This is a genomic window from bacterium (assembly GCA_030685015.1).
Classification (GTDB): domain Bacteria; phylum CAIWAD01; class CAIWAD01; order CAIWAD01; family CAIWAD01; genus CAIWAD01.
Map to the genome: position 1 here is coordinate 24,894 of JAUXWS010000100.1, position 26,202 is coordinate 51,095.

28 protein-coding genes and 1 tRNA gene are annotated in these 26,202 nt (G+C 67.4%); 8 read left to right on the plus strand and 21 right to left on the minus strand.

Translation table 11 applies throughout. The annotated features are described in order from the left end of the window. Positions 1–25: 25 nt before the first annotated feature. From Q8O14_14335 to Q8O14_14350, 4 genes are read right to left on the minus strand one after another with little or no spacing between them, the layout of a single operon-like run. Complete coding sequence (locus Q8O14_14335) at positions 26–1,420, minus strand: sigma-54 dependent transcriptional regulator (GenBank protein MDP2361904.1); 1,395 nt, start codon at positions 1,418–1,420, stop codon at positions 26–28. Next, positions 1,417–2,538: a ribosome small subunit-dependent GTPase A gene (gene rsgA, locus Q8O14_14340; GenBank protein ID MDP2361905.1), complete on the minus strand. Its 1,122-nt coding sequence runs from the start codon at positions 2,536–2,538 to the stop codon at positions 1,417–1,419. The genes Q8O14_14335 and rsgA overlap by 4 nt, the downstream gene beginning before the upstream one ends. A 2-nt stretch (positions 2,539–2,540) precedes the next feature. Then, positions 2,541–3,158, minus strand: a complete 618-nt coding sequence (locus tag Q8O14_14345; GenBank protein ID MDP2361906.1) for a GNAT family N-acetyltransferase — start codon at positions 3,156–3,158, stop codon at positions 2,541–2,543. 2 nt (positions 3,159–3,160) lie between these two features. Beyond that, the gene (locus Q8O14_14350; GenBank protein ID MDP2361907.1) at positions 3,161–4,477 is read right to left on the minus strand and encodes an MFS transporter; all 1,317 of its coding nucleotides are present in this window, start codon (positions 4,475–4,477) and stop codon (positions 3,161–3,163) included. Positions 4,478–4,707: 230 nt separating this feature from the next. Between Q8O14_14350 and Q8O14_14355 the strand changes: the two genes are divergently transcribed. From Q8O14_14355 to Q8O14_14385, 7 genes are all read left to right on the plus strand, one after another. Beyond that, a complete protein-coding gene (locus Q8O14_14355; protein ID MDP2361908.1) occupies positions 4,708–5,028 on the plus strand; it encodes a hypothetical protein in 321 nt (106 codons plus the stop codon). Between the two features lie 97 nt (positions 5,029–5,125). Then, on the plus strand, positions 5,126–5,554 hold the full coding sequence (locus Q8O14_14360) for an NfeD family protein (protein ID MDP2361909.1): 429 nt from the start codon (positions 5,126–5,128) through the stop codon (positions 5,552–5,554). 23 nt (positions 5,555–5,577) lie between these two features. Beyond that, positions 5,578–6,489: an SPFH domain-containing protein gene (locus tag Q8O14_14365; protein MDP2361910.1), complete on the plus strand. Its 912-nt coding sequence runs from the start codon at positions 5,578–5,580 to the stop codon at positions 6,487–6,489. 79 nt (positions 6,490–6,568) lie between these two features. Then, positions 6,569–7,225 (plus strand): SatD family protein, encoded by a 657-nt coding sequence (locus tag Q8O14_14370; GenBank protein ID MDP2361911.1) that lies wholly within the window; start codon positions 6,569–6,571, stop codon positions 7,223–7,225. Next, the gene (locus Q8O14_14375) at positions 7,222–7,962 is read left to right on the plus strand and encodes a hypothetical protein (GenBank protein MDP2361912.1); all 741 of its coding nucleotides are present in this window, start codon (positions 7,222–7,224) and stop codon (positions 7,960–7,962) included. The genes Q8O14_14370 and Q8O14_14375 overlap by 4 nt, the downstream gene beginning before the upstream one ends. A 14-nt stretch (positions 7,963–7,976) precedes the next feature. Continuing rightward, positions 7,977–8,840: a GNAT family N-acetyltransferase gene (locus Q8O14_14380; GenBank protein MDP2361913.1), complete on the plus strand. Its 864-nt coding sequence runs from the start codon at positions 7,977–7,979 to the stop codon at positions 8,838–8,840. Positions 8,841–8,916: 76 nt separating this feature from the next. Further along, on the plus strand, positions 8,917–9,399 hold the full coding sequence (locus Q8O14_14385; GenBank protein ID MDP2361914.1) for an SET domain-containing protein-lysine N-methyltransferase: 483 nt from the start codon (positions 8,917–8,919) through the stop codon (positions 9,397–9,399). On the opposite strand, the gene cdaA is transcribed toward Q8O14_14385, so the two are convergent. The 8 genes from cdaA to Q8O14_14425 all read right to left on the minus strand — a co-directional run bounded on the left by cdaA (position 9,385) and on the right by Q8O14_14425 (position 16,651). Beyond that, positions 9,385–10,194 carry a diadenylate cyclase CdaA gene (cdaA, locus tag Q8O14_14390; protein MDP2361915.1) on the minus strand — a complete coding sequence of 270 codons (810 nt, stop codon included), beginning with the start codon at positions 10,192–10,194 and terminating at the stop codon, positions 9,385–9,387. The genes Q8O14_14385 and cdaA overlap by 15 nt on opposite strands. Beyond that, on the minus strand, positions 10,191–10,874 hold the full coding sequence (gene tsaB / locus Q8O14_14395; GenBank protein ID MDP2361916.1) for a tRNA (adenosine(37)-N6)-threonylcarbamoyltransferase complex dimerization subunit type 1 TsaB: 684 nt from the start codon (positions 10,872–10,874) through the stop codon (positions 10,191–10,193). The genes cdaA and tsaB overlap by 4 nt, the downstream gene beginning before the upstream one ends. 89 nt (positions 10,875–10,963) lie before the next feature. Next, entirely contained in the window at positions 10,964–12,322 is a 1,359-nt protein-coding gene (locus tag Q8O14_14400; protein MDP2361917.1) for a TolC family protein, read from the minus strand. 6 nt (positions 12,323–12,328) lie between these two features. Next, complete coding sequence (locus Q8O14_14405; GenBank protein ID MDP2361918.1) at positions 12,329–13,207, minus strand: PDZ domain-containing protein; 879 nt, start codon at positions 13,205–13,207, stop codon at positions 12,329–12,331. A gap of 49 nt (positions 13,208–13,256) precedes the next feature. Next, positions 13,257–14,504 carry an FAD-dependent oxidoreductase gene (locus Q8O14_14410; GenBank protein MDP2361919.1) on the minus strand — a complete coding sequence of 416 codons (1,248 nt, stop codon included), beginning with the start codon at positions 14,502–14,504 and terminating at the stop codon, positions 13,257–13,259. Then, positions 14,501–15,394, minus strand: a complete 894-nt coding sequence (locus Q8O14_14415) for a squalene/phytoene synthase family protein (protein MDP2361920.1) — start codon at positions 15,392–15,394, stop codon at positions 14,501–14,503. Before Q8O14_14415 ends, Q8O14_14410 begins: the two co-directional genes overlap by 4 nt. Before the next feature lie 70 nt (positions 15,395–15,464). Then, positions 15,465–16,409, minus strand: coding sequence for a squalene/phytoene synthase family protein (locus tag Q8O14_14420; protein MDP2361921.1), 945 nt, complete (start codon positions 16,407–16,409; stop codon positions 15,465–15,467). Positions 16,410–16,447: 38 nt separating this feature from the next. After that, complete coding sequence (locus Q8O14_14425; GenBank protein ID MDP2361922.1) at positions 16,448–16,651, minus strand: hypothetical protein; 204 nt, start codon at positions 16,649–16,651, stop codon at positions 16,448–16,450. A 495-nt stretch (positions 16,652–17,146) separates the two neighbouring features. On the opposite strand from Q8O14_14425, the gene Q8O14_14430 reads away from it, so the two are divergent. Then, positions 17,147–17,220, plus strand: a tRNA-Ile gene (locus Q8O14_14430). 136 nt (positions 17,221–17,356) lie between these two features. Here Q8O14_14430 and Q8O14_14435 read toward each other — a convergent pair. From Q8O14_14435 to Q8O14_14475, 9 genes are read right to left on the minus strand one after another with little or no spacing between them, the layout of a single operon-like run. Further along, positions 17,357–17,899, minus strand: coding sequence for a transglycosylase SLT domain-containing protein (locus tag Q8O14_14435; protein ID MDP2361923.1), 543 nt, complete (start codon positions 17,897–17,899; stop codon positions 17,357–17,359). Between the two features lie 53 nt (positions 17,900–17,952). Continuing rightward, positions 17,953–18,168 (minus strand): DUF350 domain-containing protein, encoded by a 216-nt coding sequence (locus Q8O14_14440; protein MDP2361924.1) that lies wholly within the window; start codon positions 18,166–18,168, stop codon positions 17,953–17,955. Positions 18,169–18,188: 20 nt separating this feature from the next. Then, positions 18,189–18,566 (minus strand): hypothetical protein, encoded by a 378-nt coding sequence (locus tag Q8O14_14445; GenBank protein MDP2361925.1) that lies wholly within the window; start codon positions 18,564–18,566, stop codon positions 18,189–18,191. A 9-nt stretch (positions 18,567–18,575) separates the two neighbouring features. Continuing rightward, positions 18,576–19,328 carry a hypothetical protein gene (locus Q8O14_14450; GenBank protein ID MDP2361926.1) on the minus strand — a complete coding sequence of 251 codons (753 nt, stop codon included), beginning with the start codon at positions 19,326–19,328 and terminating at the stop codon, positions 18,576–18,578. Then, complete coding sequence (locus tag Q8O14_14455; GenBank protein ID MDP2361927.1) at positions 19,319–19,756, minus strand: hypothetical protein; 438 nt, start codon at positions 19,754–19,756, stop codon at positions 19,319–19,321. The genes Q8O14_14450 and Q8O14_14455 overlap by 10 nt, the downstream gene beginning before the upstream one ends. 16 nt (positions 19,757–19,772) lie before the next feature. Then, positions 19,773–20,816 (minus strand): hypothetical protein, encoded by a 1,044-nt coding sequence (locus Q8O14_14460; GenBank protein ID MDP2361928.1) that lies wholly within the window; start codon positions 20,814–20,816, stop codon positions 19,773–19,775. A 5-nt stretch (positions 20,817–20,821) separates the two neighbouring features. After that, the gene (locus Q8O14_14465) at positions 20,822–23,449 is read right to left on the minus strand and encodes a hypothetical protein (protein ID MDP2361929.1); all 2,628 of its coding nucleotides are present in this window, start codon (positions 23,447–23,449) and stop codon (positions 20,822–20,824) included. 9 nt (positions 23,450–23,458) lie between these two features. Continuing rightward, the gene (locus Q8O14_14470; protein MDP2361930.1) at positions 23,459–24,073 is read right to left on the minus strand and encodes a fibronectin type III domain-containing protein; all 615 of its coding nucleotides are present in this window, start codon (positions 24,071–24,073) and stop codon (positions 23,459–23,461) included. Beyond that, positions 24,073–26,202, minus strand: coding sequence for a hypothetical protein (locus Q8O14_14475; GenBank protein ID MDP2361931.1), 2,130 nt, complete (start codon positions 26,200–26,202; stop codon positions 24,073–24,075). The genes Q8O14_14470 and Q8O14_14475 overlap by 1 nt, the downstream gene beginning before the upstream one ends.

A 26,202-nucleotide genomic window follows, 5' to 3' on the forward strand; every position in this document is an offset into this window, starting at 1 on the left:
CGGCTTGCCGGCAAGCCGGATCAGCTCAATCAAGGGACAGCTCGTGCTTCTTGATGCGGTAGCGCATCGTTTCGCGGCTGAGGCCAAGCAGGCGCGCCGCCTTCGAGACATTGTAGCGGGTCTGCTTCATGGCCCGCGCCAGCAGGATCCGCTCGAACTCGTCCAGGGAGAAACCGCTCTCCGGGATCTCGAAATCGTAGCCGATGCGCTGGCGGGGCGCCCCGTCACCGTTGCCGCCCTCGCGGGTGGCGCGCCGCCGATAGAGCCGCAGGTGTTCCGTGTCGACCCAGTCGTCGGCCTCGATGAGGACGGCGCGCTCCACCGCGTTGCGCAGCTCCCGCACATTGCCCGGCCACGGATAGGAGCGCATGGCCTGCAACGCCTGCGGCGTGAAGCCCTTGATTGTCCGGGCGTGCTCCCGACAGAAGCGCTTGAGGAAGTACTCGGCCAGCACGGCCACGTCCTCCTCCCGCTCCCGCAGCGGCGGCAGGTCCAGCACGATCACGCTCAGGCGAAAATAGAGGTCCTCGCGGAAGACGTGCTGCTGGATCATGTCGTCCAGATTCTTGTGGGTGGCTGCCACGAAGCGGATGTCCACGGGGATGAGGCGGTCGCCGCCCACCCGCCGCACGGCCCGCTCCTCCAGCACCCGCAGGATCTTGGCCTGCAGGTTGAAGTCCATGTCACCGATCTCGTCAAGGAAGAAGGTGCCGCCGTGGGCGCGCTCGAGGAGGCCGATCTTGCGCTCCTTGGCGTCGGTGAAGGAGCCCTTCTCGTGGCCGAAGAGCTCGCTCTCCAGCAGTTGGGGCGGGATGGCCGAGCAGTTCACCTCGATGAAGGGCTCGGTGGCGCGCGGCGAGTTGAAATGGAGGGCGCGGGCGAAGAGCTCCTTGCCCGTGCCCGTCTCGCCCCGGATGAGCACGGTGTTGGCCGTGGAGGCGGCCACCTTGGCGGTGGCATCCAGGGCGCGCTTCATGGCGTGGGACGTGCTGATGATGGTGGAGAAGCGGCCGTCCCCCTGCTGTTTCTGCAGGAGCTCCATCTGCATGCGGTCGCGGATCTCGCGCCGCACCTTGTCCACCACCAGGCGCAGCTGTTCCAGGTTGATGGGCTTGATGAGGAAGTCGGAGGCGCCGTGGCGCATGGACTCCACCACGTTCTTGCTGCTGAACTCCCCCGTGATCATGACGCAATGAAGGGCGGCGTGCATGGCGCGCAGCTTCTCCAGCACGGCGATGCCGGAGATGTCTGGCAGGTTGACGTCCAGCAGCACAAGGTCCGGCGTGCAGACCGCGGCGCCCTCCAGCGCCTCGCGGCCGTTGGCGAAGGTGTGGACCTCATGGCCCAGCCCGCCGACGAATTCGCCCAGCAGGCGCCGGGTCTCCCGGTCGTCGTCGACGATGAAGACATGGTAGCTCATCCGCCCTCCTCTAGCAGGCTCTCCACGATCTGCAGGTAGGTGCGGAAGCGCAGCGGGTTGACCCTGCCCGCGTCCACCGCCTCCAGCACCGCGCAATCCGGCTCGTGGGTGTGTGTGCAGTCGTTGAATCGGCATTTCGCCGCCCATTCCCGCAGCTCCGGGTAGAGGGCCGCCACCTCCTGCGGCGTCATGCGCCACAGGGTGAATTCCTTGATGCCCGGCGTGTCGGCCACGTAGCCGCCGAAGCGGAAGGGGATCAGGCGCGAGTGGGTGGTGGTGTGGCGGCCCTTGCGCGCCTGGCGCATCACCTCGCCCACGGGGAGGCGCAGGTCTGGATCCAGGGCATTGAGCAGGGAGCTTTTGCCCACGCCGGACTGGCCCGAGAGCACGCTCACCCGGCCGCGCAGGGCCTCGCGCAGATCATCCAACCCCCGGCCGTCGGTGGCCGAGCAGGCGAGCACGCGCAGCCCCGCCTCGCGATAGGCGACGGCCACGTCCTCCCACGCTTCGGGCGGTGCCAGGTCGATCTTGTTGAGGCAGACCAGGGCCTGGATGCCGAAGCGCTCGGCGGACAGCAGGTAGCGGTCGATGAGCCCGGGCTTGAGATAGGGGTCCTGCACCGAGGCCACCACCAGGATCTGGTCCACGTTGGCCACCAGCACCTGTTCCACCTCGCGGTGGATCTTCGAGGCGCGGCTGATGCGGTTGCGGCGGGCCAGCACCTCCGCGATGACCCCCTCCGCCACGTTCACCAGCACGCGGTCGCCCACGGCGATGAGGGTGGCGTCATGGTGGGGCGTGCGCGTCGTGGAGCGGCTGGCGCCCGCCACGGTGCGGCCATCTGCCAGGCGCAGCTCGTAGTGGTTGCGCCGGTAGTGGACGACCAACGCCTCGACTAGGCCGGCCGCGCCCTCCCCGCCCTCGACACCGCGGCGGGAGCCGCTGCGCACGGTGCGATGGAGGGCCTGGTCGCTCTGCTCCTCGGCCTCCTCCAGGCCCAGGACGTGGCCCTGCTCCATCAGGCTGGCGCGGCGCTGCTCGCGGCGCTCCTCGTGCCGGTCCTGCTCCTCGCGCTTGCGCTTCTCGCGGCGGCGGCGGGTCCAGGTGTTCTGTGCCATTCCTACTCCCGCCCCTTGCCCGGGGGAAGACCGGGATGGAGGTCCCTGGCGCCCGCCTCCGTCCACTCCGCGCGCAGCAGCCCGAAAATGGCGCTGTCCGACCAGGCTCCCGCCACACACCAGCGCCGGCGCAGGAGACCCTCCGCCCGGAAGCCCAGCCGCTTGAGCAGGGAGAGGGTGGCGGTGTTGCGCGGGTCGGTGTCCGCCTCGATGCGCTCCAGGCCAAGGCCCCCGCTGGCCGGGTCGGCAAAGGTGTGGGTGATGACCAAGGCCATCGCCTCCCTCATCAAGCCGTGCCCCCATTGTCCTGGCGTCAGCGCGCAGCCGATCTCGGCGCGGCGGTGCCGCGGGTTGAGATGGTGCAGGGTGCAGGTTCCGATCAGGCCGTCCCCTTCCTTGGACTCGAGCGCCCATTCCCACAGCGCGCCGGCCGCCGTGTCGAGGCGGATGGCCTCGATCAGCTCCGCCGCCTCCCACACATCGGTGAAGGGCGTGCGACTCCAGTAGCGCATCACAGCCGGATCGGACATGAGCCGGAAGAGCGCGGGGGTGTCGGCCGGGACCAGTTCCCGCAGGATGAGGCGCTCTCCGCGCAGAACCGGCTGCCGGGCCTGCTCCATGCTCACCCTCCCATCGCCCGGCGGAAGCGCTCCGCCTGCCGGATCCCCTCGGTCACGTTGACGCGCAGAAGCAGGCCCATCCCCGCCAGGAAGAAGAAGAGCAGCGAGACGATGCCCAGGCGCATGTCCCCCGTGATCCAGGTGACCAGTCCGAAGCTGACCATGCCCAGGATGTTGGCCAGGCGCCCGCTCAGTGTGAAGAAGCCGAAGAACTCGTTCTCCATGCCGGCCGGCAGCAGGATGCTCTGCAGCGCCCGGGAAACGCCCTGGCTGCCGCCCATGGCCAGGCCGGCCAGCACGCCCACCAGCCAGAACTCGCGCAGGGCGTTCCCGAACAAGCCCAGTTGCCAAGCCCAGAGCAGCGTGAGCACCCAGATGCCCAGCGTGGCCAGCAAGGCGCCACGGCGCGTGAAGCGGTCCGCCGCCCAGCCGAAGGCCATGGCGCCGACCAGGGCCGTGCCCTGGATGACCAGGAAGAAGAGCACGAGTTCACCCTGGGCCATGCCCAGTTCCAGGGCGCCGAAGATGGAGGCGAGGCGGATCACGCTCTCGATGCCCGTCGAATAGATGAGGTTGGCCAGGAGGAAGCGCTCCAGCACGGACAGCTCGCGGAAATGGGCCAGGGTGCGGCGCACGCGCCGCAGGCCGATCTTGAGGTAGCCGCCCAGCCGCCCGGCCGGGATCTCCACGGGCCGGTCCTTCAGCCACAGCATGGTGGGCAGGGCGAAGACCAGCCACCAGAGGGCGGTGAGGGGAAAGCTGTGGCGGTAGTCGAAGCCCGGCCACTGCTGTTTGAGCAGCAGGATGACGACGAGGAGCAAGCCCCCGCCCAGGTATCCCGCGGCGTAGCCCGCCCCCGAGATGCGGCCCGCCAGCCGGCTGTCGCCCAGCTCCGGCAGGAAGGCGTCGTAGAAGACGGATCCGGCGCTGAATCCCACGCTGCTGACCACGAAGAGCAGGGTGGCCAGCCACAGGTCGCCCGGCCCCACCCAGACGAGGGCCGCCGTGCTGGCCACGCCGCCCAGCCAGGCCCAGGACAGGTAGCGCCGCTTGCGCCCGCTGTAGTCGGCCAGGGCGCCCAGCACGGGGGAGGCGAGGCCCACCAGGCCCATGGCCAGCGCATTGACGAAGCTGAAAATGCTGGCACCGGGAATGGCGAAGCTGTGGCCCAGCAGGTGGAAGGTGGTCCCGGCCGCGCCGCCCGCCACCTCCTGTGCGAAGTAGGCATTGAAGATGACCGCCAGGATGACCACGGCATAGGCGCTGTTGGCGAAGTCATACATCACCCAGCCGAAAATGGCTCGTGCGCCGCGGTTCACGTTGAGGGCATCCTGTCGGTTGATTTGCACCAAGGTCGGGAAGCAAGAGCCGGGGAACAATGGCTGGACGATCCACCGGCATGACATTCGGGCCGATCCGCGCCGCTTGTGTGGACATCTGTCCCGCCTTGCGAACGCGGTCCGCGCCGGGGTGGTGTTCTTGACCGGATGGCCGGCACCTCGGGCCGCCGCCGGCGTTCTCCCCACCAACAACCGGAGGAACACACGCCATGAGCCATGATCCGCACGTCGAACGCCTGCCCTTTCCCACCCGACGGCTCACCATCGGACAGGTCCGATTCGAGGAGTACATCATCCCCGATGATCGGCGGGAGGAGGTGCTGAGGCTGCTCTACCTGTTCCGGCCCGTGCCCCGGCTCAGCGCCTGGCGGGAGGACATCCACACAGGCAGGAAGTTCCGTGTCCGGGATTTTCGAGTGTTGCGCCACGGCGGCCGCAACTGGCTGGTCAGCCCCTTCTACGAGGAAGGTGGCGGCACGGTGATCGATTGGATCCCCACCGCCCCGCCCCGCCGAGCACGAACTCCTTGACTCCTGGCCGGAATCGGCGTATGCTGGATGGCGCCTTCCCACCTGGGATGCGCTGGCACCCCCGCCAGGTCCTCACCATCAGCAAGGGAGAACCGCCATGATCCAGAGTGGAGCCGTCTTTTGGTGGATCGCCGCCGCCTTGCTGGTGGCGGTGGAGTTGGCCACCGGCACCTTCTACCTGCTCATGCTGGCCCTGGGTGCCGTGGCGGCCGCCCTGGCCGCCCACCTGGGCCTGGCCAGCATCGGGCAGATGCTGGCCGCCGCCGTCGTGGGTGGTGGCGCCGTCTTCCTCTGGTACTTGCATCGTCGCCGGCAACCGCCCGCCCCCGGCGTCCAGGAGGATCGCAACATGCTCCTCGACATCGGCTCCCGGGTCCGGGTCGATCGCTGGGAGGAGGACGGCACGGCGCGCGTCCAGCACCGCGGTGCCAGCTGGGCCGCCCGCTGGGCCGGCCCGGGAGAACCCGCGCCGGGTGAACACGTCATCCGCAAGATCGACGGCAGTTGCCTGCTGCTTGAGAAATAGCCACCGCCAAATCCGGAGTCGTCATGGAGACCATCGCCCTGCTTCTGCTGGTCATCGCCGGCATTTTCATCATGAGCGCCATCAAGGTGGTGCCTCAGCAGCACGCTTTCGTGGTGGAACGCCTGGGCAAGTTCCACGTGGTGCTCTCGCCCGGCCTCAGCTTCCTTCTTCCCTTCATCGACCGGGTGGCCTATCGCCACCTGCTCAAGGAGATCCCGCTGGACGTGCCCAGCCAGGTCTGCATCACGCGGGACAACACGCAGCTCACCGTGGATGGCATCCTCTATTTCCAGGTGACGGACCCCATGCGCGCCAGCTACGGCGCCAGCAATTACGTGGTGGCGATCAGCCAGCTGGCCCAGACCACCCTGCGCAGCGTGATCGGGCGCATGGAGCTGGACAAGACCTTCGAGGAGCGCGACGCCATCAATGCCTCCGTGGTGCAGGCCCTGGACGAAGCCGCCCTCAACTGGGGCGTCAAGGTGCTGCGCTACGAGATCAAGGACCTCACCCCGCCGGCCGAGATCCTGCGCTCCATGCAGGCCCAGATCACCGCCGAGCGCGAGAAACGCGCCCTCATCGCCGCCTCCGAGGGCCGGCGCCAGGAGCAGATCAACATCGCCACCGGTGAGCGGGAGGCGGCCATCGCGCGCTCCGAGGGCGAGAAGCAGGCGGAGATCAACATGGCCCAGGGCGAGGCCGCCGCCATCACCACGGTGGCGGAAGCCACCGCGGACGCCATCCGCAAGATCGCCGAGGCCATCCGCCAGCCGGGCGGCGAGCAGGCCGTGCAGTTGAAGGTGGCGGAGAAGGCGGTGGACGCATACGGCCAGCTGGCCAAGACCAACAACACCATGATCGTTCCCGGCAACATGACGGAGGTCTCCTCTCTCATCGGGACGGCCATGACTCTCTTTCGCGGCGGCGTGAAATGAACTTATTCGGTTCAAATCACATTACCTGCACCTATTAAGTTCATCTTGCTTCTAATGCACTGTTTTGGTACAGTCGAACATGACCGTCGTGGTGATGATCGCCGATCTGGTCCGCTCCCGGGTCATCCCGGATCGGGCCGATTTCCAGCGAAGACTGGCCGGTTCCCTGCAGGAGCTGGACGTCCTCGCCGGCTCCGAATTGCTCTCTCCCGGCACGATCACCCTGGGGGACGAGTTCCAGGCGCTGTTCCGCTCCTTCCACGGCATCCTGCCCTGGCTGCCCGTCCTGCTCAGCCGGATCGCTCCCGTGGCGGCCCGCTTCGCCCTGGCGGCGGGCCCCCTCAGCACCGACATCAATCCCAAGGCCGCCCTGGCCATGGACGGTCCAGCCTTCATCGCCGCGCGGGAGCTGCTCACCCGCCTCAAGTCCCAGCGTCGCACGGTGATCCAGGCAACGGGGGTGGGGCGGCCCGCGCCCGCCCTGGCCAACGCCGCCCTCTCCCTGCTGGCGGGCATGATGGAGGGTTGGAAGCCGGGCACCCACGCCATCCTCGGCCGTCTCGCCTCCGGCCAGTCCGTGGATGAGATCGCCCAGGGCCTGGGCCTCAGCACGCGGGGCGTGTACAAGCACCAGGCGGGGCGGCACTTGCCGGAAGTCCGCCGTCTGCTGCAGCAGGCGGCGCAGGATCTGGACGAGCGATTCCTTGCCTGTCCGGACGATGGAGAGAGGCCATGAGCACGGACGCCTTCCTGCTTCTCCTGCTGGTCGCGCTGGTCACCCGGCACGCCTGGGCGCCCCGTCCAGGCCTCCGCGGGTGGGGCGCCCAGATTGCGCTTGTGCTCGTCCAGATGCTCCTGGCCGCCCTCCTGCTCGACCTGCCGGCGCCCGTGGCCGTCTGGACCATGCTGCTGGCGGCGCAAGCGGCCCACATCCTCCTGTTGCGGCGCTTGGCCAATCCCCACCTGGCCCGGACCCTGTCCCTGGCCCTGGCCCTCCTCCTGCTGGCCCTGGTGGCGGGCGAGGCCGCCATGGTCGGCCACCCGCGCGTCGCCCTGGCCAGGGCGCTGGACCATTGGGCCGCGAGCAATGCACTGCTCTCCGCGCTTCCGCCCGATACCGGCCACCGCCTGCTGGTGACGGCCGCCGCGCTGTGGCTGGCCGTGATGGAGGCCAACCACCCCGTCGCCTTTTTCTTGAAGCGGATCGACCTGCTGCCGGCCGCCGTCACGGCGGCGGGCCCTTCGCCCGAACCCGCCCGCGGACGCATGATCGGCCGGCTGGAACGCGGTCTTGTCTGCCTGATGGCCCTGAGCGGCACCCTCTCCGGGCTGGGCCTGCTGCTTGCGGCCAAAGCCTTCGCCCGCTACCGCGACATGGATGAGCGGGCCTTCGCCGAGTACGTCCTGATCGGCACCCTGCTGTCCATCAGCGCCGCCCTGGCCGTGGGCCTGGCCTTCACCCTGTTCATCTGAAAGCTGGAGATCCCGTGCCTGCCTCCTTCCAACAGCAACCCGACCTGGCCCCCGCCCTCTTCAATCTGTTGGATCTGGTGTTCCCCGGACTGGCGGCCGGCGCGGCGGCGATCCGCCAGCTGGGTGCGTCCTGGGAGGATGTCTCGACTCCCTTCGTGGTCTGTGCAGACGGCGTCGTGCTCTCCCATGTCGGTCTGATCGAGTTGCCCCTGGTGCTCATGGGCCAACCGGTGGCGGCCGGCACCCTGCACGCCGTGGCCACCCGCCCGGACCATCGCGGCAAGGGCCTTTTCCGACGGGTCATGACCGAGCTGCTGGCCCATGCCGCCTCCCGCCACGAGATCCTGGTGCTGACCACCGAACACCCGGAGTACTTCACGCCCTTTGGCTTCCGCCACGTGCCGGAACACGCTTTCCGCCTGCCCTGCCGACACGGCGGAGGCGGTCGCTCCCGGCGGCTGGATCCCGCCCAGGCGGTGGATCTCGCCCTGCTCCATCGCCTGTCGACGACGCGCCAGCCCGTCTCGCGGGTGGTCGGAGTGGGGCCGCAAGCGGCCATCCTCCTCTTCAACGAGAGCCGCCGGCCGCTCTGGTACGTGGAGGAGTTGGATGCCCTGCTCTGCCTGGAACATGAGGGAGACCTGCTGCGCCTCTTCGATGTGGTGGCGCCCAAGCCGCCTTCCTGGCCAGCCTTGCTTGCCGCCTTGCCCTGGCCGGTGTCCATGGTGGAGTTCAACTTTGCGCCTGACCAATTCGCACCCAGGGCGAAACCTGTCGCCCGCCTGCTTGAACACGATGGCCCTTCCTGGCTGATGGTGCGCGGCCCCTGGCCGCCGGATGGCCGCCCCTTCACGCTGCCACGATCGGCGCGGACCTGAGGATGCGCGTCCCGTCCGGCGCTTGCTAACTTCAGCGCCGTTCAGCCCAAGGCATCCCATCCAGACAGGAGCAGCCGTGTCCGTCCCCGCCTCTTCCCGCCCGCCCCATTGCCAGGTCCGTCGCTCCCGCATCCAGGGACGGGGCGTCTTCGCCCTGCGCACCATCCGTCGCGGCACGAAGGTGCTGGAGTACACGGGGGAGCGCATCAGCCAGGAGGAGGCCGTCCGGCGCTACGATGACGACGCGCGCCCCCGGGCCCATGTCGTGCTCTTCGCCGTGGACGATGAAACGGTGATCGACGGAGGTTCCGGCGGCAGCGATGCGCGCTTCGTCAACCACTCCTGCGCGCCAAACTGCGAGGCGGTGGAGGATGAGGGGCGCATCTTCATCCGCGCCCTGCGCACCATCGGGGAAGGCGAGGAGCTGACCTACGACTATCGCCTGCAGCTTCCGGGGCGGCGATCGCGCAAGGTCGAGACCCGCTACTCCTGCCGCTGCGGCGCCCCTGACTGCCGTGGCACCATGCTGGAGCCACGGCCGCGCTCAGTCCTCGGCTAGCGCGGGCGACGACTCGCCCGCCAACTTCTCGCGACGGTGCCCCTTGCTGAAGAGCCGTTTGAGCGTGATGGCAAGATGGGCCTCGTCGCGGATGGACCACAGGCGCCCACCCACCGCCACCCGGATGTGCCCCGTCTCCTCCGAGACCACCACCACCACGGCGTCGGATTCCTCGCTGATGCCCACCGCGGCCCGGTGGCGGGTGCCCAGGCCATCGATCGTGGGGCTGGTGGAGAGGGGCAGGATGCACTTGGCGGCCTGGATGAGCGTGCCTGTGATGATGACGGCACCATCGTGAAGAGGCGTGCGAGGGAAGAAGATCGAGACGAGCAGCTCGCGGCTGAGCTCCGCCTGCAGGCGGACGCCGGTCTCCTGCACGGCGCGCAGGCCCACTTCCCGCGTGATGACGAAGAGTCCGCCGTACTGCCGGCGACTCAGGTCGGCGGCGGCCTTGGCGATCTCCTCCACCAAGCCGGTGGCGCGAATGGGAAAGAGGCGCGCCAAGAGCGGTGAGTTGCCGAAATGGATGAGGAAGCGGCGCAGCTCCGGCTGGAAGAGGATGACAATGGCAATGGCCCAGACGGTGGCGAACTCCTTGAAGATGAGCGAGATGAGGTCCAGCTCCATCAGCTGCACGACCACATAGGTGAAAAGGATGAGGAGCAGGCCCAGGAACATGGGCACGGCGCGCGTGCCGCGCATCAGGCGCCAGACTTGGTAGAACAGCACGCCCACGATGGCGATGTCGAGCAGATCCCGCCAGCCGGGCAGGATGATCCTCCAGACTTCTGTCACGCGCGGGCCTTTCCGGGTGTGGGTTGGAACTCGAAGAGATAGTCCGGTTCCAGGCTGACTGGATCCTCGCCGCCCAGGCGCTCCCACCGGCGCAAGCCCAGTTCCACCAGCCAGGGAAGCGAGAGGAGGCAGTCCGGGTCGGGGGCCAGCTCCAGATGTCGGCCGGTGGCCAGAAAGGCCTCCCGTTGGACCAGCAAGGCCGGACCGATGAACAAGGTGTCGTCGGGGGCTTCCGCCAGCAGCGTGGCGATCTCCTTGCGGCAGGGCGCCGTCGTCTGGGCGAGTGTTTCGCCCCGGCGACGCCAGGCGGCCGTGAACACCTCCCCGCGACGTGCCTCCACCAGGGGAAGAACATGGCCCTGGCGGGTGGGCGCCTGCCAGGCCAGCACTTCAAGGGTGGAGACGGGGACCAGGGCCGCGCCGCCGCCGAGGGCCAGTCCCTTGGCGCTGGCCAATCCGATGCGCAGCCCGGTGAAGGATCCCGGGCCATTGGCCAACACGATGAGATCCAGTTGCTCCGCCTTCAGTCCGTAGGCTTCCAGCATGTCGGCCACCGCCGGCAGGAGCCATTGGCCGGCGTTGCGCGGTGGAGCGAAGCGGCGCAGCTCCAGCAGGCCGTCCACGGCTAGGGCCAGTCCGGTTTGGCGGGTGGAGGTGTCGATGGCCAGGCAGACCGGCATGGCGGGACCGCTTTCCGCTTTCAGCTGCTTTCGCGCCGAAGGTAATGATCGCGCATCTGCCTCTGTGGCGGGCAGGCAGTCGGACTGAATCAGCGCGTCAGGTCTCGGCCGACGGCCAGTTCCAACTCGGCGAGACGGTCGCGGAAAGCCAGTCGCTGGGCCAGATGATCGTTCTCCGCCTGGTGCCAGGTGGCCTCGGCGCTCTGCACCTGCAACAGCGAGGCGAGGCCCAGCCGGTAGCGTTCCCGTTCCAGGGCCAGGCTGCGGCGTGCCAGTTCCAGGTTCGATTCCGTCATCCGACTCTGCGACCAGGCGGCCTCCAGGCGCAGCACGGCCTCGCGGATCTGGGCACGCACTTCGCGTTCGAGCTGGTCGTGCGCCAGGGCAAGGCGCCGCTCGTTGATGCGGCTGCTCTGCCAGGCGTTGACCGTCGCGAACCCTTGGAAGAGAGGGAGCTGAAGTGAAAGAGCGGCGCTGTTGTCGTAATTGCGGGGAAAAGGCTTCCAGGCCTCCGGTTCCGAGCGCTGCTCGCTGCGGGAGTGGCCCAGCTGCAGGTTGAGGCTGGGCATGAAGCCGGCGCGGGCTTCCACCGTCTGGAGGCGGGCCTGCTCCAGGGATCGCCGGCCACGCTGGACCTCTTCGCGGGAGTCGAGGGCCTCGTTGATCAGCGCCTCCTGGCGCCAGGCGGGCTGAAACACCTCGAAGTCCATCTCCAGCCGTCCCGGGGGGCCGGGCTCGGCGCCCAGGAGCAGTGACAAGGCATCCCAACTGCTGCGCAGATCCTGATCGGCGGCAGCCACGTTCACTTGCTGGCGGCCCACGTCGATTTCCATCTGAAGGACTTCCAGCTCTGTTCCCTTGCCCACCTGCAGGCGCATGCGGGCCAGCTCCAGCTGGCGCAGCCGGTCCTCGAGCAAGGTCTGCTCCGTGGCCTGGCGCGACTGGGAGGCCAAGACGGCATGGGCGGTCTTGCTCAAGTCATGGCGGAACTGCTGCTGCTGGCGCGAATCTTCCCCCAACACGTCCTGCCGGGCCAACAGTGCGCGGCGCACGGCGGCCGTGTTGGCGAATCCGGCGAAGAGGGTCTGCCGCAGGTTCAAACTGAGATGACTGCTCGTGGCGCGGTAGGTCTGGGCGTCGGGCAATTCCTTCACTTCCCCGTTGGCGTCCTCGTAGGTGATGACATTGCGCTCGGAGCGACCATAGGAAGACCCTGCCGTCAGGGTCGGCATGAGGCGGCCCCAGGCCTCCAGCCGCTCCCACTGCAGCCCTTCCACCGCCAGGGCGCTCTCGCGCAGACCGGTGTTGTGGGCCTGGCCCAGGGCCAGCAGTTCGTCAAAGGTGTAGGCGTGCCCAGGATCCAGCGTAAGGGGCGGGGAGGCTGGCAAGGGATGGTGGATCAGCAGGATCGCCGTGGCCAGCGCGATAGTCAATAGGCCCTTGTTCATGAAGCGTCATCTCTCCAGCAAAGCCAGGGGCGGTCCGATCAGGCGCCGCAACAGGTTCAGGGTAGAGTCGACCGCCACCCGGCCGGGCAGGTCGCCCAGGACATCAACAGAAGGCAGTTCCGGCCAGTCCGGCATCTCCGGCATGCCGCGCAATTTCGGCAATCGGGGGCTTTCCAACGGGTCGAGACTGGATTGCTCACGGCTGCCGATGACGAGATCAACCTGCAGGACCTGGCGGTTGCGCACCAGTTCCAGGCGGGCCTTGGCGCCTGGCCGGTAATCCTGCAGCAATCGGCGCAGTCGTCCCGGGCTGTCCACGGCGCGGCCATCCAGCGAGACCAGGACGTCCCCCACTTTCAGCCCTGCCTTGTCCGCCGGCGAACCTTTGACCACAGCATCGATGAGGATGCCGTGGTTCTCCTTCACTCCGAAGTAGGTCAAGAGGTTGTTGTTGATGGATAGACTCCCGATGCCGAGATACGCCGTGTTGCCCATGGCCTTGCCCAACTGGGCCACCGCCTTGGCCCGCAATTCGGGTTCGTCGCGGGCGCCCAGCCGGACATCGCCCTTCTGACGACTGTCACCCCTGATCCAATCCAGGCTCACCTTGTCCCCCGGCTTCGAACGGCGCAGGAAGAAGGAAAGGTCATCGCCGTCCTCGATGGGCTTGCCATTGAAGTGCGTCAGAATGTCGCCGCCTTTGATCCCTACTTCAGCGGCGGGGCCTTTGGCCACCACTTGCTTGATCAGAAGGCCGGCTCCACTGAAGCCCTGGGCATTGACTGGCACGGACTTCTCAGGGACGATCCCCAGGAAAGCATGCTCCGCGGCCCGGCTGGTGCAGGAGAGAAGAACGACAACCAGCAGGAAGGTGAGGTGTTTCATGATTCTTCCTCCGAAAACCTGACACAGACACGATGGGGCGATGGGCGTTTCACTTGTCCTGCAGGATTCGGAAAGTCAATTCCGCCCCGGCCAGCGCCGACTCCATGGATTGTGGGAGGCCGGTGTCCAGCCAGGCACCGCTCCACCACACGTTGACCAACGAGCTGCGAGGACCCGGGCGAGCAGCCTCGAAGGCCGGCGTGGGCATGGGCGTGGCATGTCGCTGCACCACCCAGCGCCCCCCTCCCAGGGAATCAAAGCCATGACTGGCTAGAAGCTCCGGCACGAGTTGCTCCATCCTCGCCCGATGGGCGAGATCCTCGTCCGTCCAACCACTGCCCACCAGCACCACCTCTCCTCCGGGACCAGGGAAGATCCACTGAAAGGGCCGGCCGAACCAACCCATCAGGCCGCCCGAGGCAAAGCGTCCCCGCGCCGCCAGCCTGAAGTTGACGATGTGGCGCCCTTCGCTGCGCGGAGGCATGGCCGGGGCCACGTCGGCCAGACCATCCACTGTGCGAAGTCCGTCGGGCGGTCCCGCCCACACGAAGTGGTCAGCCTCCACCCGGTGTCCGGGTCCAACAAAGGCGAGGACGCGATGTGCATCCCGCACCACGGCACGCAGCGGACAGCCCGTCAGCAGGCGTACGCCCTGCTCGTCCAGCCGACGGCGGAATGGTCCAATCCAAAGCTCCTCCAGCGTATGGGCGGCGGCAAAGGGGCGTTGAAGGCGTGGGTTGGCGAAGAGCAGGCGCATCGTGCGCAGGAAGAGCGCCCCATCCACCAGCTCCGTCGGCGCATTGAAAATGCTGAGCGCCCACTCGCGCCAGAAGCGCTCGGCGCCGCCCCCCGCCCGGACCCCACTGCGGGCAAGGACTTGTGCCGCTCTCTCGCCAGGTCGGGCCTGATGTCCCATCAGCAGGGCCAGGTTGCCGAGCAGGCCCAGTGTCCGACCAATCCCCAGCGAACGGGCCGCCGCCGGCATGACGCGCAGGGGAGCCCCCATGGGCAAGCGCAAACGCCTGTGTCCATCCTGGACCACGGCCCAGGGATCCAACTCCACCAGCAGATGGCGGGAGCCAAGTTCTTCCAGCCGGGCCAAGCAGCGTGAACAGGCCGCCAACATGAGGTGGACACTGTTGTCAACACCTCCGGGCATCGTGTGGACGGCCCCACCCAGCCCGGCCCGCCGCTCCATCAGGGCGACGCGCCGGCCAGCCCGCGCCAGGTCAAGCGCCAGACTCATGCCGGCCAACCCGCCGCCGGCAATGGCCACATCTGTCCGAATGCTTGTCATGAGAGGATGATCTTGATGGCTATCACCATCTTTCGCCAGATGGGATAGCCCACCTTGCCCAGAAAGGGATTGTAGGCGCGCCGGGCCAGCTCCCCCAGGATCGGGCGGTAGAGTCCGGCCATGACCAGGGCCGGCTTCAGCAAGTTCCGTTCGTTCCGGGGCAGATGAGACATGGCCTCCTCATAGCGGGCCTCCGCCGCCACGCACAATTCGCGCAGGAGGTCCCGCACCGCCTGCCCGTCCCGCTCCGCCAGGATATCCTCCCGCCGCAGTCCGTGGCGGGAGAGAAGATCCTCCGGCAAGTAGACCCGGCCGTCGCGGGCGTCCTCGCGCACATCCCGCGCGATGTTCGTCAACTGCATGGCCAGTCCCAGACGATCGGCAAACAGCCTGGCCTGAGGCTCCCGGCTGCCCAGGATGCCGATGACCATCCGCCCGACAGTGGAGGCGACATGCCAGCAGTAGTTCTCCAGCTCGTCCATGTTGGCATAGGAGCGCCGTTCCAGGTCCATTTCCAACCCATCGAGCAAGGATCGGAACAAGTCCAGCGGGAGGGGCCGACGTTGCAGGCTGTCCAGCAGGGCGAGGAGAATGGGATCGGTGGGGAGATCCCGGCGAGAGCCGGCGAGCAAGCCCTCCAGCCAGTCCAGCTCAGCCCGCCTTTCCGCCAGCCGGAGCCGCTTCTCGGCCGCATCCGGCTCGAGGTCCATCAACTGGTCCGCCTTCTGACAGAATGCGTAGACGGCATGGATGGCCCGCCGCTGTTCCTTGCGCATGAACCGGAATGCGTAGTAGAAGTGCCGGGCATTGACCTTCGCGAACAGAGTGCAGAAGGCATGGGCTTGGCGCAGGCGGGCGGGCGGCAGCTCGGATGCAGGGGCACTGGTCATGGGCGCGTCTCTCCTGCTTCGGGCAGGGTCTGGGCCATCGCCGCCGCCCGGCCGGCCACAAGATGGCGCTTCAGTACGGACGCAGGGCAACAAGAGCGACGCGAAACTTGATCAGCGCCCCCAGCACGGGCCGGCGGGTCAGCACCGCGGGGCCAAGGGCCTCTGTGCGCGCCACGATGGCGAGCCCGCCGCCGGCGTACAGACGCACGTCCAGGGAGAAGCGCCAGGGCAGCCTTGGGGCAAGCTGATCCACGGCGGACAGCTGCTCGCGGGCCCAGGCCGCCAAGTCTTGCAGCAAGGGCGCTGCCTTGACGCCCGCCTGTTGCAAGGCCAGGGGATCTGTCGGCAGGCCATGGGCGGCCAGCCGCCGCCGTGGTACGTAGAGTCGGCCGGAGGGAAGATCCCGCGACAGGTCCTGCCAGAAATTGGCCAGCTGCAGCCCGGCGCAAACCCGGTCCGAGAGATCCGCGATCTGCGACCAGTCTGGCCTTTGCTCATTCAGGCCGTTGAGCGCCAGCAAGAGGCGCCCGACGGGAGCCGCGCTGCGCCGGCAGTAGGCCAAGACAGCGTCGTCGTCGGGGAAATCAGGCGGCTCCTGGTCCAGCAGAAAAGCGTCCAGCAGCTGTCGACACTCGTCAATCGGCAAGGCGTGGCGGGCGGCATCCTCGGCCAGCGCCATAAGGATTGGATGGCGTCCGGCCGTGGCGGGCAGACCGTCCAGCAAAGTGGACCAGTGTCTCAAACGTTGGCGTCTCAGCTCCGCCAGGCTCAGTCCGGTCCTGGCCACGTGGGCGGCCAGGCCGTCCTCCTCGTCGGCCAGATCGTCGGAAAAGCGGGCGAAGGCGTAGATGCTGCGCATGGGAGGCTTCAATCGGGGCGGCAGCAGGATGGAGGCCATGCTGAAGTTCTCATAGTGCGCGCAGATGCGGCGCACTTCTGCCCGGGCCATGGCCGGGGATGAGCAACCAGGCTCCAGCTCGGCCAGATGGAGCGGTTGGGGAAAGGATACGTCCATGGATCAGAATAAGAAAAGGGGGGCCGTGGCCCCCTTTGTTAAAACATCTCGGTTGGTGTGTTGACGTGAAGGTTGCCGGTCGACTGGATGTTGTTTTCCAGGATCTGACTTCCAATCCGGTTGACTTCGCGGCATACCTTGATGAAACATGACCAGTGATAATCGCCTTCCAAACCAAGCTGCGTCGAACGGTACTTCACATCGCTATCCTTGATCTCCCTTCCGCAGGACTTGCAGGTCATTCATCACCTCGCTGGTTGGTGAGACTTGGCTTGAAAAATGAGCCGCAAGAGTAGCAGATGGCCGCCGCAAATGCAAGCATTTTCTCAGCAACCGACAACTTCGCGGCAATTCCCTCGGCGGGTCACGTGGCATGGTCAACCAATTGCCTCTCAATGTGTTTTCAAGTGTCGCAAAGCTGCGGCCGCGGGCGGCAGGGCGGGCCCGCGCCAATCCGACATCAATGGCGGGCATGGCGCCTTGGATTGTCAACAGACCCATGCGAAGACCCAGGACTTGACCGCGATCACACCCGGGCCATGCCTTGGCACACCAGGGGCAAGGAGGGCGAACCGCTTCTTTCGGCCGCATCAGGGGAGTCCGATAGTGGCTGGATATGATTCTGATGCAAGGAAGGCGGGTCTTTTGGGGAGCCCGCCTTTCTCTTTTCTTCCGACCGCCCCCCGTCCATGCGGATATTCCATACCTTCCTGGCGTGGACCGCCCAGGCGGACCAAGGGCCCATAGCTCAGTTGGTTAGAGCACGAGACTCATAATCTCATGGTCGGGGGTTCAAGTCCCTCTGGGCCTATTGACAGTCAAAGGGATAGCGGGGATTTCAACCACCGCTTTTCAGCCCGGTTGCACCCCGGTTGCACCCGGAAACGAAAACAGGCCCGGAAGCATCTCGCCGCCGGGCCTGTTTCATTGCTTTGCCATCGTGCGCGTTACGGCGGATGACGACTCAGCGTCTTGACCAGCCGCTGGATCCGCGCAACGTAGCCGCGCGTCTCATCGGCGTGCTTGCCCGTCACAAGGTGCAGCCTCGCTGCCACCGGGAGCCATTCGTTGGAGCTTTGGCCGAGCACCACCAGGCGCTGGGCCTTGATGATGTTGCCGGCACCGGCATTGTAGCTAGCCAGGGTGAAGGCGATCCGCTCCTCCATGGGCCTGGGCGCTTTCCAGATCGCCCACATTCGGGCGTCGTAGTAGATGCCGGCCTGGATGGACTGCCGGACCTCCCAGGGATTCGTCAGCCCCAGCTTGGGCGCGATATCCTTCCACGTCCCCGGCATGACCTGCATGACGCCCTGGGCCCCGCACCAGCTCTTGGCCATCGAGTCCAGGGCGCTTTCGGCGATGGCCTGCGCCTTCCACCAGCGCCAGTCAAAGTCCGCCCCGAAGTAGCGCTTGCTGTACTTCTCAAAGTGCGGGTCGTAGCGATTGGTCCAGGCGCCAGCCGTCCCGGCCAGCATCAGCCAGGCGACCAAGGCTACCAGGCTCCAACGTGTGGGCCACAGGCGGCCCGTGTGCCCCGATCTCATCAGTTCAGGCCCGCTGATACCAGTTGGGCGCAGAAGAGCAGCAGCACGCCGGCCAGGATGGCCGCGGCCACGTTGCCCTTCTTGATCTCGGGGATGAAGTCGATGCCCGGGAAGAGCCAGCGGTCGGCGGCCACCCAGAGCCCGACGGCCAAGGCGACGGTCATGCCTGTGTAGACCAGGTTGACCAAGGCCGCGCGTACCAGTTGATCCAACATGGAATCCTCCACGGTTGTTGTCAGAAGCCGAAACACGTCTGCAGCAGGACGAGGCCCAGGACCACGCCCCAGATGTCGATCGCCACGTCCGACCACGAGAAGCCGTCCGCACGGAGCATCTGGTCGCGCCAGTCACCGAAGGGGCTCTCAGTCCAGAGGGGCTTGAAACCGTCACCGATCTCCCACAGGATGCCGAGGGCCAGGGCCACTCCCGCGCCCCACAGCTCGGGCCGGTTCATGCCAAGTCGGGCAGCCCCATAGGTCAAGGCCACGCACAGGGCCATGCTGCCCACGAAGTGGGTGATGGCGTGCTTATCCAGCACGGCCTTGGCGTTGAAGCGAAAGGCCACGCGGCCAAACCGAAAGAGGGTGGTGATGTGACGAGGTTGCCGGACCATGTGCCCTCCTTAGAAAGCCTTGAAGACGAACACGCCGACCGCCCCGGCGCCGGCAGATACAGCAGCCCCCCAAGGGTCGAGCCTGGCGCCCGCCAGCACCTCCGGATGGCCGTCCCGCACGCCCAAGCCGGCCAGCGGATGAAAGCGATCGCGCCAAGTCAGCGTGCGCGGCTGGACGGCCAGGGTGACGCCGGCGGACAGGGCTGGGCTGGATGTCCTGGTAATCGCCCGCCAGCCGTCCGGGCCCTCCACCAGGTCAATGGCCAGGCCGGCGCGAACCTGCAGCTGGTCCAGCCGAACGGACAGGCTGGGCAGCCACTCCGGCCCGGGTTGGTTCAGGCCCACGCGCCCGGCCAGGCGGATGCCGTCCAGGCTGTCCCCCTCGTCCAGGGTGAAAGGGACCTCGTAGTGCGTCAGGCCCGAATCCGCCGGCGCGCTGCGCACCTGGTCCAGCCGTAGCCGGATCCCGGCCAAGTCCGCGCCCGCCAGGTCCAGGCGCAGCGCCAGGTCCAGTTGCGCCCGCGTGGCGGCCTTCAGGTCCCGCTTCAGGCGCTGGATGGAGGCATCCCGCACAAGCAGCACGTCCTCCAGGCCGCGCACGATCGTCGTCGAGTCGTCCACCTGGACGGGCCGCGCTTCCTGGATGGCGGCGCGGCGCGCGGCCGACGCCTCCTTTCCCGCCTGGCGGACACGGAGCTCCTGCCAACCCAGAAGGGCCACCAGCGCCAGGCAGATCGCCAGCCAGGCCCGGTTCACGCGCACGCGCCTTTCATGTGCAGGCGCCGGATCTCGCCGACCTCGCTCTCCAGCCGGGACAGGGACCCCGCCTGGGAGGCCTGGCAGCCCATGACCTGGGAGAGATGCCCCTCGATCCGGCCCAGGCTCTGTTGAATCTTGGTCTGGGTCTCGACGTAGATCCGAAGGGTTGTCTCGGTTTCCACCTGCTTCATGCGCAGATCGTCCAGGCGCTGCTGCTGGTCGTCGCGCAGGACTTCCAACCGGCCCTCCTGCTCCTTGCGCAGCTCGCTCAGACGGTTGACATGGTCTTCACGAAACGCAGTCAACTGGCGCTCGGTGCGCAGGCCCCGGTCGTTGATCGGCTTGATGATGTAGGCCAGGACGATGGTCACGATGAGTGTGATGCCACCGAACAGCCAGCCGCCCCAGGTCGCCAGTCCGCTCTCGCCCATGTGTCCCACCCTCCTGTCACGAGCTCATGTTGCTTGTAACTCCAGACCCATTCATCGCCGTCGTGCCCACTCGGACATAGATGCCCATCTGAAGCCCCGCCGTGACGGCAAACCACTCCCCGTCATCCACGACGCTCATGGTCGGCATGGACGTGAAGGTTCTGAGCTTGACCTTGCCGGCGGAGGCGTTGAGGATCTTGCCAGTGGGAAGCGTGGCCGTGGAACCGGAGGCGGTCAGGATGCCGCCCGTGACCCGGGTCAGACTGCTGACACTGTTGGCCAGTTGGGTCGCCCCCACGGCCGAGGCTGCAAGCTGGGTGGAGCCAACAGCCCCCACCGCCAGCTTGCCGCCCGTAATGGTCAGGTCGGCAATTGCAGCAGTGTCCACGGCGCCGGCATTGATCTTTCCGAGGGTTACAGCACCAGCTGCGATGTTATTGCTGACGACGCAATTCTTGGCAAGCTGAACACTGGTAATTATGTCCAGCAGGGCCAGGGCGCCCCGGTTCTTGATCCCCGCGCTGGACAGATCAACGTATCCTGCGGACAGAGCAATGTTGAGGACGCGGCCGTAAATGGTCCCGTTCGGGACATCGTCCAAGGTGCTGTGCTCGGTCAGGGAGCTGGGCGTCCAAGCCGGAAGCGCATCCCCTGGGGCCGCCTGCACGGCGTCGACGTAGCCGATGCCCTCTCCAGTCTCGATATCATTCACCACGCCAAACCGCAGTGTCAGGAAGCGCGTGCCAACCGGCATATCCACGCGTTTCACCTGGTGAATGAACTGGATGAAGCCTGCTTCGTCCTGGGCAAGCGTCCCCCAGACCACGGGCCCACCCAGATCCACCTTCGCTGCGTCCAGGAAATGCACCTCGGCCTTCACGCTGGAGGCACCCACCAGGCCGCTGGCAGAGAGCCAACACGACAGCATGACGCCGCCCACGAAGCCGTCCACGTCGATGGCGTTGGAGGCCCCGCTCCACATGTCGGCGCCCACAGCTTCGATGCGCATGCAGTAGGTGCCCAGATAGAAGCGCTCAGTCGTGCGCGTGACGGTTCCCACTGGCATTAGACCCAGACCCCCGTCTCGAAGGAGCCATTGACGACCAGGTTGACCGTGCTGAGCTCCGAGAAGACGCCGGCGTCCACCTTATCGCGCGTGACAGACCCAGTGGCCAGCTTGGCCGCGGTCACCGCTCCTGTCGCCAGTTGAGTGGTCCCAATGGCGCTGGCCGCCACGTGGCTGGCGCCGACCGCGCTGGCGGCGAGCTTCGTGCCCGACACCGCGCTGTCCGCCAGCCTGTCGGTGGACACAGCCCCGGCCGCAATCTTGGCTGTCGCCACCGCGCCATCAATGAGCTGGGACTGCCCCACCGCCGCGCTGCCGATCTTGGTCTGGGTGACCGCCGCATCCGCCAGCTTGGTCGTGCCCACCGACGCGTCGGCCAGGGCGCTCGATCCCACCGCCAGGGCGCCCAGCTTGGACGAGGTCACCGCCCCATCCCCCAGCTTGGCGTTCGTGACAGCGCTGGCGCCCAGCTCGGTGGAGCCCACGACCCCGGCGGCGATCTTGCCACTGGTGACCGCGCCCGTGGCGATCTTGCTGGAGCCCACGGCGCCGTCGACGATCTTGGCCGAGTACACCGAGCCATCGGCGATCTTGGTGCTGGTCACCGCGCCGTCGGCCAGCTTGTTGCCGGTCACCGCCGCATCCTGCAGGGCACCCTCGCTCACCTTGACGGCGCCGATGAGGCCCCCAGCCGTCACGACGGTGGATCCGTCCGCCAAGTGGATCAGGGGTGTGCCGCTGCCCAGGGCAATGGACCCATCCGCCTGGCGCTGCAGGGCGTTGGACGTCATCTTGCCCAGGGACGCCGTGTCAGCCGCGAGGAGCGTGTTGGTCACGGCATTGGTGGCGACCTTGGCCGTGGAGACGGCCGCGTCGGCGATCTTGGGCGTGGACACGGCGCTGTTGGCAATCTTGGCGTTGGTGACCGCCGCGTTGTCCAGCTTGGTCTCCGTCACCGCGCCGGCCACCAGTTTCGCATCGGTGACCGAGGCCGTTCCCAACTGGGTGGTGCCCACGGCGCCCGTGGCAATCTGCGTCGTGCCCACCGCCGCTGCGGCAATCTTGGACGAAGACACCGCCCCGTCCGTGATCGACGCCTGGACCACCTTGGACGGCGCGATCTTGCCAGACGAGTCCGTCAGCTCGATGAGCTTGCGGCCTGCCACGATGGGCGTGTTCCAGTCGTCCGTGCCCTTCAGATCCTTGATCGTGCCCGTGATGTTCGGATCCGCCTCGCCCGAGACGACGGCCTTCTTCACCAGGGCATTGCGCCCCAGCGTACCGATGGTGTTGCGCTTGCTGTAGAGCAGGTCAAAGTGGGTGACCGTCCCCACGGGCAGGGCCGAGAGGGTGACGAAGACCGTGGAGAGAGGCACGGCGCCGCCGTCGTTCAGCCACCAGCCCGCGCCCAAGCCCGACCCGGTCTGCGCATCCCCTGGGGTGATGATGGATGTGCCGTTTTGGTTGAGGCACATGGCCGTGACCGTGACCGGGTTGCCGCCCGTGTCCAGCAGGTCGCCGCCCGCCGCGTTGAGCAGGTCGAACAGGCCGAGTAGCGAATCGCCCGTCTCGCCGATGTTGACGGCCGCGCCGGCCGCCTGGTAGGCCAGACGGTAGGTATAGACGCCGCCGCCGGCGCTATAGATGCTGCCCACCGGCACATTGCTGTCCTCGTAGGGCTCGGCGATGGCCCGGGCGTGCAAGGCCGCGGCGTTGCGCACGTTCGTGTCCAGCACCGCCCCATCCGAGGTCCTCAGCTCGGCCGTGACCTGGCCGCTTGCCGCACTGATCAACGTGCGAATGCCGCCCGGCGCCCCCGCGTCCTCCTGGACGACGTCGCCCTTCACCTTGCCATCGGATCGCAGCGCCGCCAGCTTGCCCTGGGAGGCCGCGTCCAGCTTGGTCTCGGGCAGGATGCCGTCGCCAATCAGGGACGCCAGGTCGATGCGGGCCAGGTTGGTGTTGGGCAGCTCGCCCGTCACCTTCGTGCCCAGGTTGACGGCTCCGTCGGCGATCTTCGTCGTCCCGACCGCGCCATCAGCCAGCTTGGGCTGCTGCACGGCCCCGTCCTGAATGGACCCGGGCGTGATCGTGCCGTCCAGGCTTACTTCCTTGACGCGCTTGAAGATCGTGCCGTCGGAGACCAGGTCCAGCGAGTCCTGCTCCTTCAGGCCGTAGGGCGTCCAGTGGGTGGGGTAGGAGCCCTGCTCGGCCTTGACGGCGTCCACGTAGGCCGTGCCGCTGGCCGTCGCGCCATCCCAGCCAAAGGACAGCTTGATGAAGACCGTGCCCAGGGGCAGCTCGCCGGCGTTGCCCAGCAGAGCCATGTCGAAGCTGCGCCAGTAGCGCGTGAACTGCGTCTCGCCCGACTGGGTCAGGACGGTCCAGTCAATGGGGAGCATGGCGATGCCGTCGGCGTAGTAGGGCGTCACCCGGGCGTAAAAGGTGCCGGCATTCCGCAGGTGCATGCGGATGTAAGTCGAGATGCAGACCTTCGACAGGCCGCGCAGGTCGATGAAGTTGACGCTGGCCAGGCTCGTGGAGCACGGGCCTCCCTCGGCCGTGATCTTCATCGAGTAGCCGCCAAAGACCGAGCAATCCGAAGACCGTGTGACAGGGGTCGACATTTGATCCTCCTACCAGGCTATTTCCTCAAAAGACCCACCGCGCTGCAGGTTGGTCGCGCCGACACCCGCAACCTCCCCCGTCGTGGCGCTTCGCGGGCGGCTGTAACCGCTGAAGCGCCCTTCAATCGTTTCCTGCCGCACGCGGAAGGCGTAGGGGGTCGCGGGCAAGAGATCCGCAACCGTAAGCCAGAGGGCGCGTCGATCGCGCGTCTCCGCCACGTCCGTCCAGACCGAACTTGCCTCTGCGCGGGCCTGCGCCACCAGGCGCTCTCCGGCAAAGCCATCCGCCGGATGCACCCACACCAGGTCCACGACCACCCCTGATGCCGTGGCGCTCATCAGCACCACCGGAGGCGGCACCACGTGCTCCAGCCGCCGGCGAAAGGCCGCCCGGTCCCCCACGTCAAGGGAGAGCCGGGACTGCGCCACCAGCTTAAGCGGCCGGAACAAGAGGGCGTAGTTCGAATCGCGCAAGCCCGTCAGACTGAGCACGCCCGTCTTGGGGATGACGCCGGTCCGCACCAGAAGCCCGTGCCGCAGTCCGCCCCGGTCCACCTCGAAGAGGTTGTCCTGGAGGACATAAACGGCGCCGGCCGGCAGCCCGCTTTGCGTCATCACGGCCATCAGACACCCGCCTGCAGCTCTTCGATGGTCTTCACCACCGTGGAGAACTGCTCCTGCGTGGGCGCCTCGGCCAGGGCGCGCTGCAGGGTGAACACCTGCTCCTCCAGATCCGTGGCCAGGCGGTCGCGCTCGACCTCGAAGCGGGTCCGCTCCTGGCTGCGCCGACGGGCCAGGATCTCGGCCAGGGTCTGGCCGTCCGCGCTCTGAAGCTCGCCCGTCAGCACTTCCAGCCCAGCCGACCAGTCCCCGCCCACGTCGTACTCGGTGACGGCCTGCGCAAAGAGCACGAGATGCTGGCCGCCGCGAATGGGCCACTGCAGCCGCTCGGTCCAGACGTCGCCCTCCCAGGAGAGCTGGTAGCCGGTCAGGGCCACGCCCGCGCCTGGCGCGGAAACCAGGGCCGTCAGGAGCTCGATCGTGCGGCTGCTGCTGTTGTACGCCTTGACGATGCGCGAGACGCCGCCCACCTCCACGCGCGTGCCCGGCTGGAACACGGCCGTGCCGGCCACCTTCACCAGCGTGGTGGTGGATCCGGACGCCGTGAGGTCGCTGGCCTGAACGGCCTCACGCTTCTGGCGCGGGATGGTGGCGGACTCGTGGGACCGGTGGATCAGATCGACGTGGATGCTTTCGAGCACGTCCTTGGCCACGCCCACGGGCAGGCGCGTGCGCGTGTGTTTGAGCTCGTAGACGCGCACGCGGTAGCCGCGGATCTCCTCTTGGTCCACCAGGGCCGGCTTGTCCCAGGACAAGCGCAGGGCATAGGAGTCCTCGGCCCCGCCATGCTCCTCGGTGAAGAGCTCCAGGACCGTGTTCGCATGGACGGCCTTGGTCTGCAGGACCTCCGTTCGCGTGGCCGCGCGCGAGGCCTTGACGGCATCGACGGCCGCCAGCATCTCGGAGGCCGTGGCGACGTCCGCGCCATAGCCAAGCGAGACCGGCTTGGCCAGGTAGAAGTAGGCCGCGCCCTCGGAGACGCCCACCGCCTCTGTCAGCACCAGGGTCTGCAGGCCGACGTTCACGCTCAAGACGACCGCCTCCAGCAGGAGCCCGTCCGAGTGCAGGAGCAGGGCCTCCCCTTCCAGGCTGGAGCTGAAGTCCGTGCCGGCGCCCGTCACGTTCGCGGATCCGCTGGTGATGGCAAGGGTCCCCGGCTCGCGGCTCACGCCCGCCGTGCCCGTGACAATGGCCTGCTGCTTGGCGTGCCACACGTCCAGGTCGGCGCTGCCGCCCACGTTTTCAGTGCCGCGAATCTGCCCCAGCGTGTAGCCCAAGAGGCGCTTGGCGTTGATGAGGGCCCGGTAGCCGTCCAGCTCGCTCACCTGCGTGGATAGGGCCTCGACGCTGACGCGCGCGGCCGTGTACACGTCCAGGGCGCTCGTCAGGGCCGCCATGTGGTCCGGCGAGTCGGCGTGGATCTGCAGGGCCAGGTTCGCTTCCACGAGCACGGGCGTGCCGGGCTTGGACGGGACCTTGCGCGTCTCGATGACGCGGTCGCCATGCCCGTCCTGCAGGTTGATGATGCCGCTGCGAAAGAGCAGGGCCAGCTCCGGATGCTGCTCCAGGGCGTTCAGGACGGTCAAGACCGCGCTGCCGGGATTCATTGCGTCCTGGTAGCCCACCCGAAAAGCCTGGGCCGTGGTGTGCGTGTCCGTGCCCGGTGGGTGCATGCGTGGGTCGCTGACGACCTGGGCGAAGGAGCGCAAGTCCTCCACGGTGCCGTTTGCTTGGACACGCGCCACGAGCAGGTCCCGCGCACCCGGCGTGGCACTTGAGGCGAGGCGAAGGGCAAAGCCGTGGGCCTGGCGAGTTTGATGGGTCAGCCCCGTCACGTAGTGGGTCTTGGGCGCGCCTTCCGTCAGGGTGTAGCCGACAAAGACGTACTGCTGCCCCGCCGGCCATGCCTGGCGCACCTCCGCCGAGCTGACGATGCGCTCACCGCCTAAGTAAGCCACGCCCGGCGCCAGCACCAGATCGCTGCCGTCCTGGCTGACCGCAAAGCCCTGGACGATGCCGTCCGTGAACAGGTCGTTCGCTCGGTCCAGGATGGCCTGGATCAGGGCGTCCCGGCTGAAGGTCTCGTCCTCCAGGGTGGGCTTGTCGCCGGAAAAGAACAGGTACTTATCCAC

What these genes read in the sequence shown, in the direction of transcription:
- Q8O14_14335 (MDP2361904.1), bottom strand. Translation starts at nt 1,420, where the DNA reads ATGAGCTACCATGTCTTCATCGTCGACGACGACCGGGAGACCCGGCGC.
- rsgA (MDP2361905.1), bottom strand. Translation starts at nt 2,538, where the DNA reads ATGGCACAGAACACCTGGACCCGCCGCCGCCGCGAGAAGCGCAAGCGC.
- Q8O14_14345 (MDP2361906.1), bottom strand. Translation starts at nt 3,158, where the DNA reads ATGGAGCAGGCCCGGCAGCCGGTTCTGCGCGGAGAGCGCCTCATCCTG.
- Q8O14_14355 (MDP2361908.1), top strand. Translation starts at nt 4,708, where the DNA reads ATGAGCCATGATCCGCACGTCGAACGCCTGCCCTTTCCCACCCGACGG.
- Q8O14_14360 (MDP2361909.1), top strand. Translation starts at nt 5,126, where the DNA reads ATGATCCAGAGTGGAGCCGTCTTTTGGTGGATCGCCGCCGCCTTGCTG.
- Q8O14_14365 (MDP2361910.1), top strand. Translation starts at nt 5,578, where the DNA reads ATGGAGACCATCGCCCTGCTTCTGCTGGTCATCGCCGGCATTTTCATC.
- Q8O14_14370 (MDP2361911.1), top strand. Translation starts at nt 6,569, where the DNA reads ATGACCGTCGTGGTGATGATCGCCGATCTGGTCCGCTCCCGGGTCATC.
- Q8O14_14375 (MDP2361912.1), top strand. Translation starts at nt 7,222, where the DNA reads ATGAGCACGGACGCCTTCCTGCTTCTCCTGCTGGTCGCGCTGGTCACC.
- tsaB (MDP2361916.1), bottom strand. Translation starts at nt 10,874, where the DNA reads ATGCCGGTCTGCCTGGCCATCGACACCTCCACCCGCCAAACCGGACTG.
- Q8O14_14400 (MDP2361917.1), bottom strand. Translation starts at nt 12,322, where the DNA reads ATGAACAAGGGCCTATTGACTATCGCGCTGGCCACGGCGATCCTGCTG.
- Q8O14_14405 (MDP2361918.1), bottom strand. Translation starts at nt 13,207, where the DNA reads ATGAAACACCTCACCTTCCTGCTGGTTGTCGTTCTTCTCTCCTGCACC.
- Q8O14_14410 (MDP2361919.1), bottom strand. Translation starts at nt 14,504, where the DNA reads ATGACAAGCATTCGGACAGATGTGGCCATTGCCGGCGGCGGGTTGGCC.
- Q8O14_14415 (MDP2361920.1), bottom strand. Translation starts at nt 15,394, where the DNA reads ATGACCAGTGCCCCTGCATCCGAGCTGCCGCCCGCCCGCCTGCGCCAA.
- Q8O14_14420 (MDP2361921.1), bottom strand. Translation starts at nt 16,409, where the DNA reads ATGGACGTATCCTTTCCCCAACCGCTCCATCTGGCCGAGCTGGAGCCT.
- Q8O14_14425 (MDP2361922.1), bottom strand. Translation starts at nt 16,651, where the DNA reads ATGACCTGCAAGTCCTGCGGAAGGGAGATCAAGGATAGCGATGTGAAG.
- Q8O14_14440 (MDP2361924.1), bottom strand. Translation starts at nt 18,168, where the DNA reads ATGTTGGATCAACTGGTACGCGCGGCCTTGGTCAACCTGGTCTACACA.
- Q8O14_14445 (MDP2361925.1), bottom strand. Translation starts at nt 18,566, where the DNA reads ATGGTCCGGCAACCTCGTCACATCACCACCCTCTTTCGGTTTGGCCGC.
- Q8O14_14455 (MDP2361927.1), bottom strand. Translation starts at nt 19,756, where the DNA reads ATGGGCGAGAGCGGACTGGCGACCTGGGGCGGCTGGCTGTTCGGTGGC.
- Q8O14_14465 (MDP2361929.1), bottom strand. Translation starts at nt 23,449, where the DNA reads ATGTCGACCCCTGTCACACGGTCTTCGGATTGCTCGGTCTTTGGCGGC.
- Q8O14_14470 (MDP2361930.1), bottom strand. Translation starts at nt 24,073, where the DNA reads ATGGCCGTGATGACGCAAAGCGGGCTGCCGGCCGGCGCCGTTTATGTC.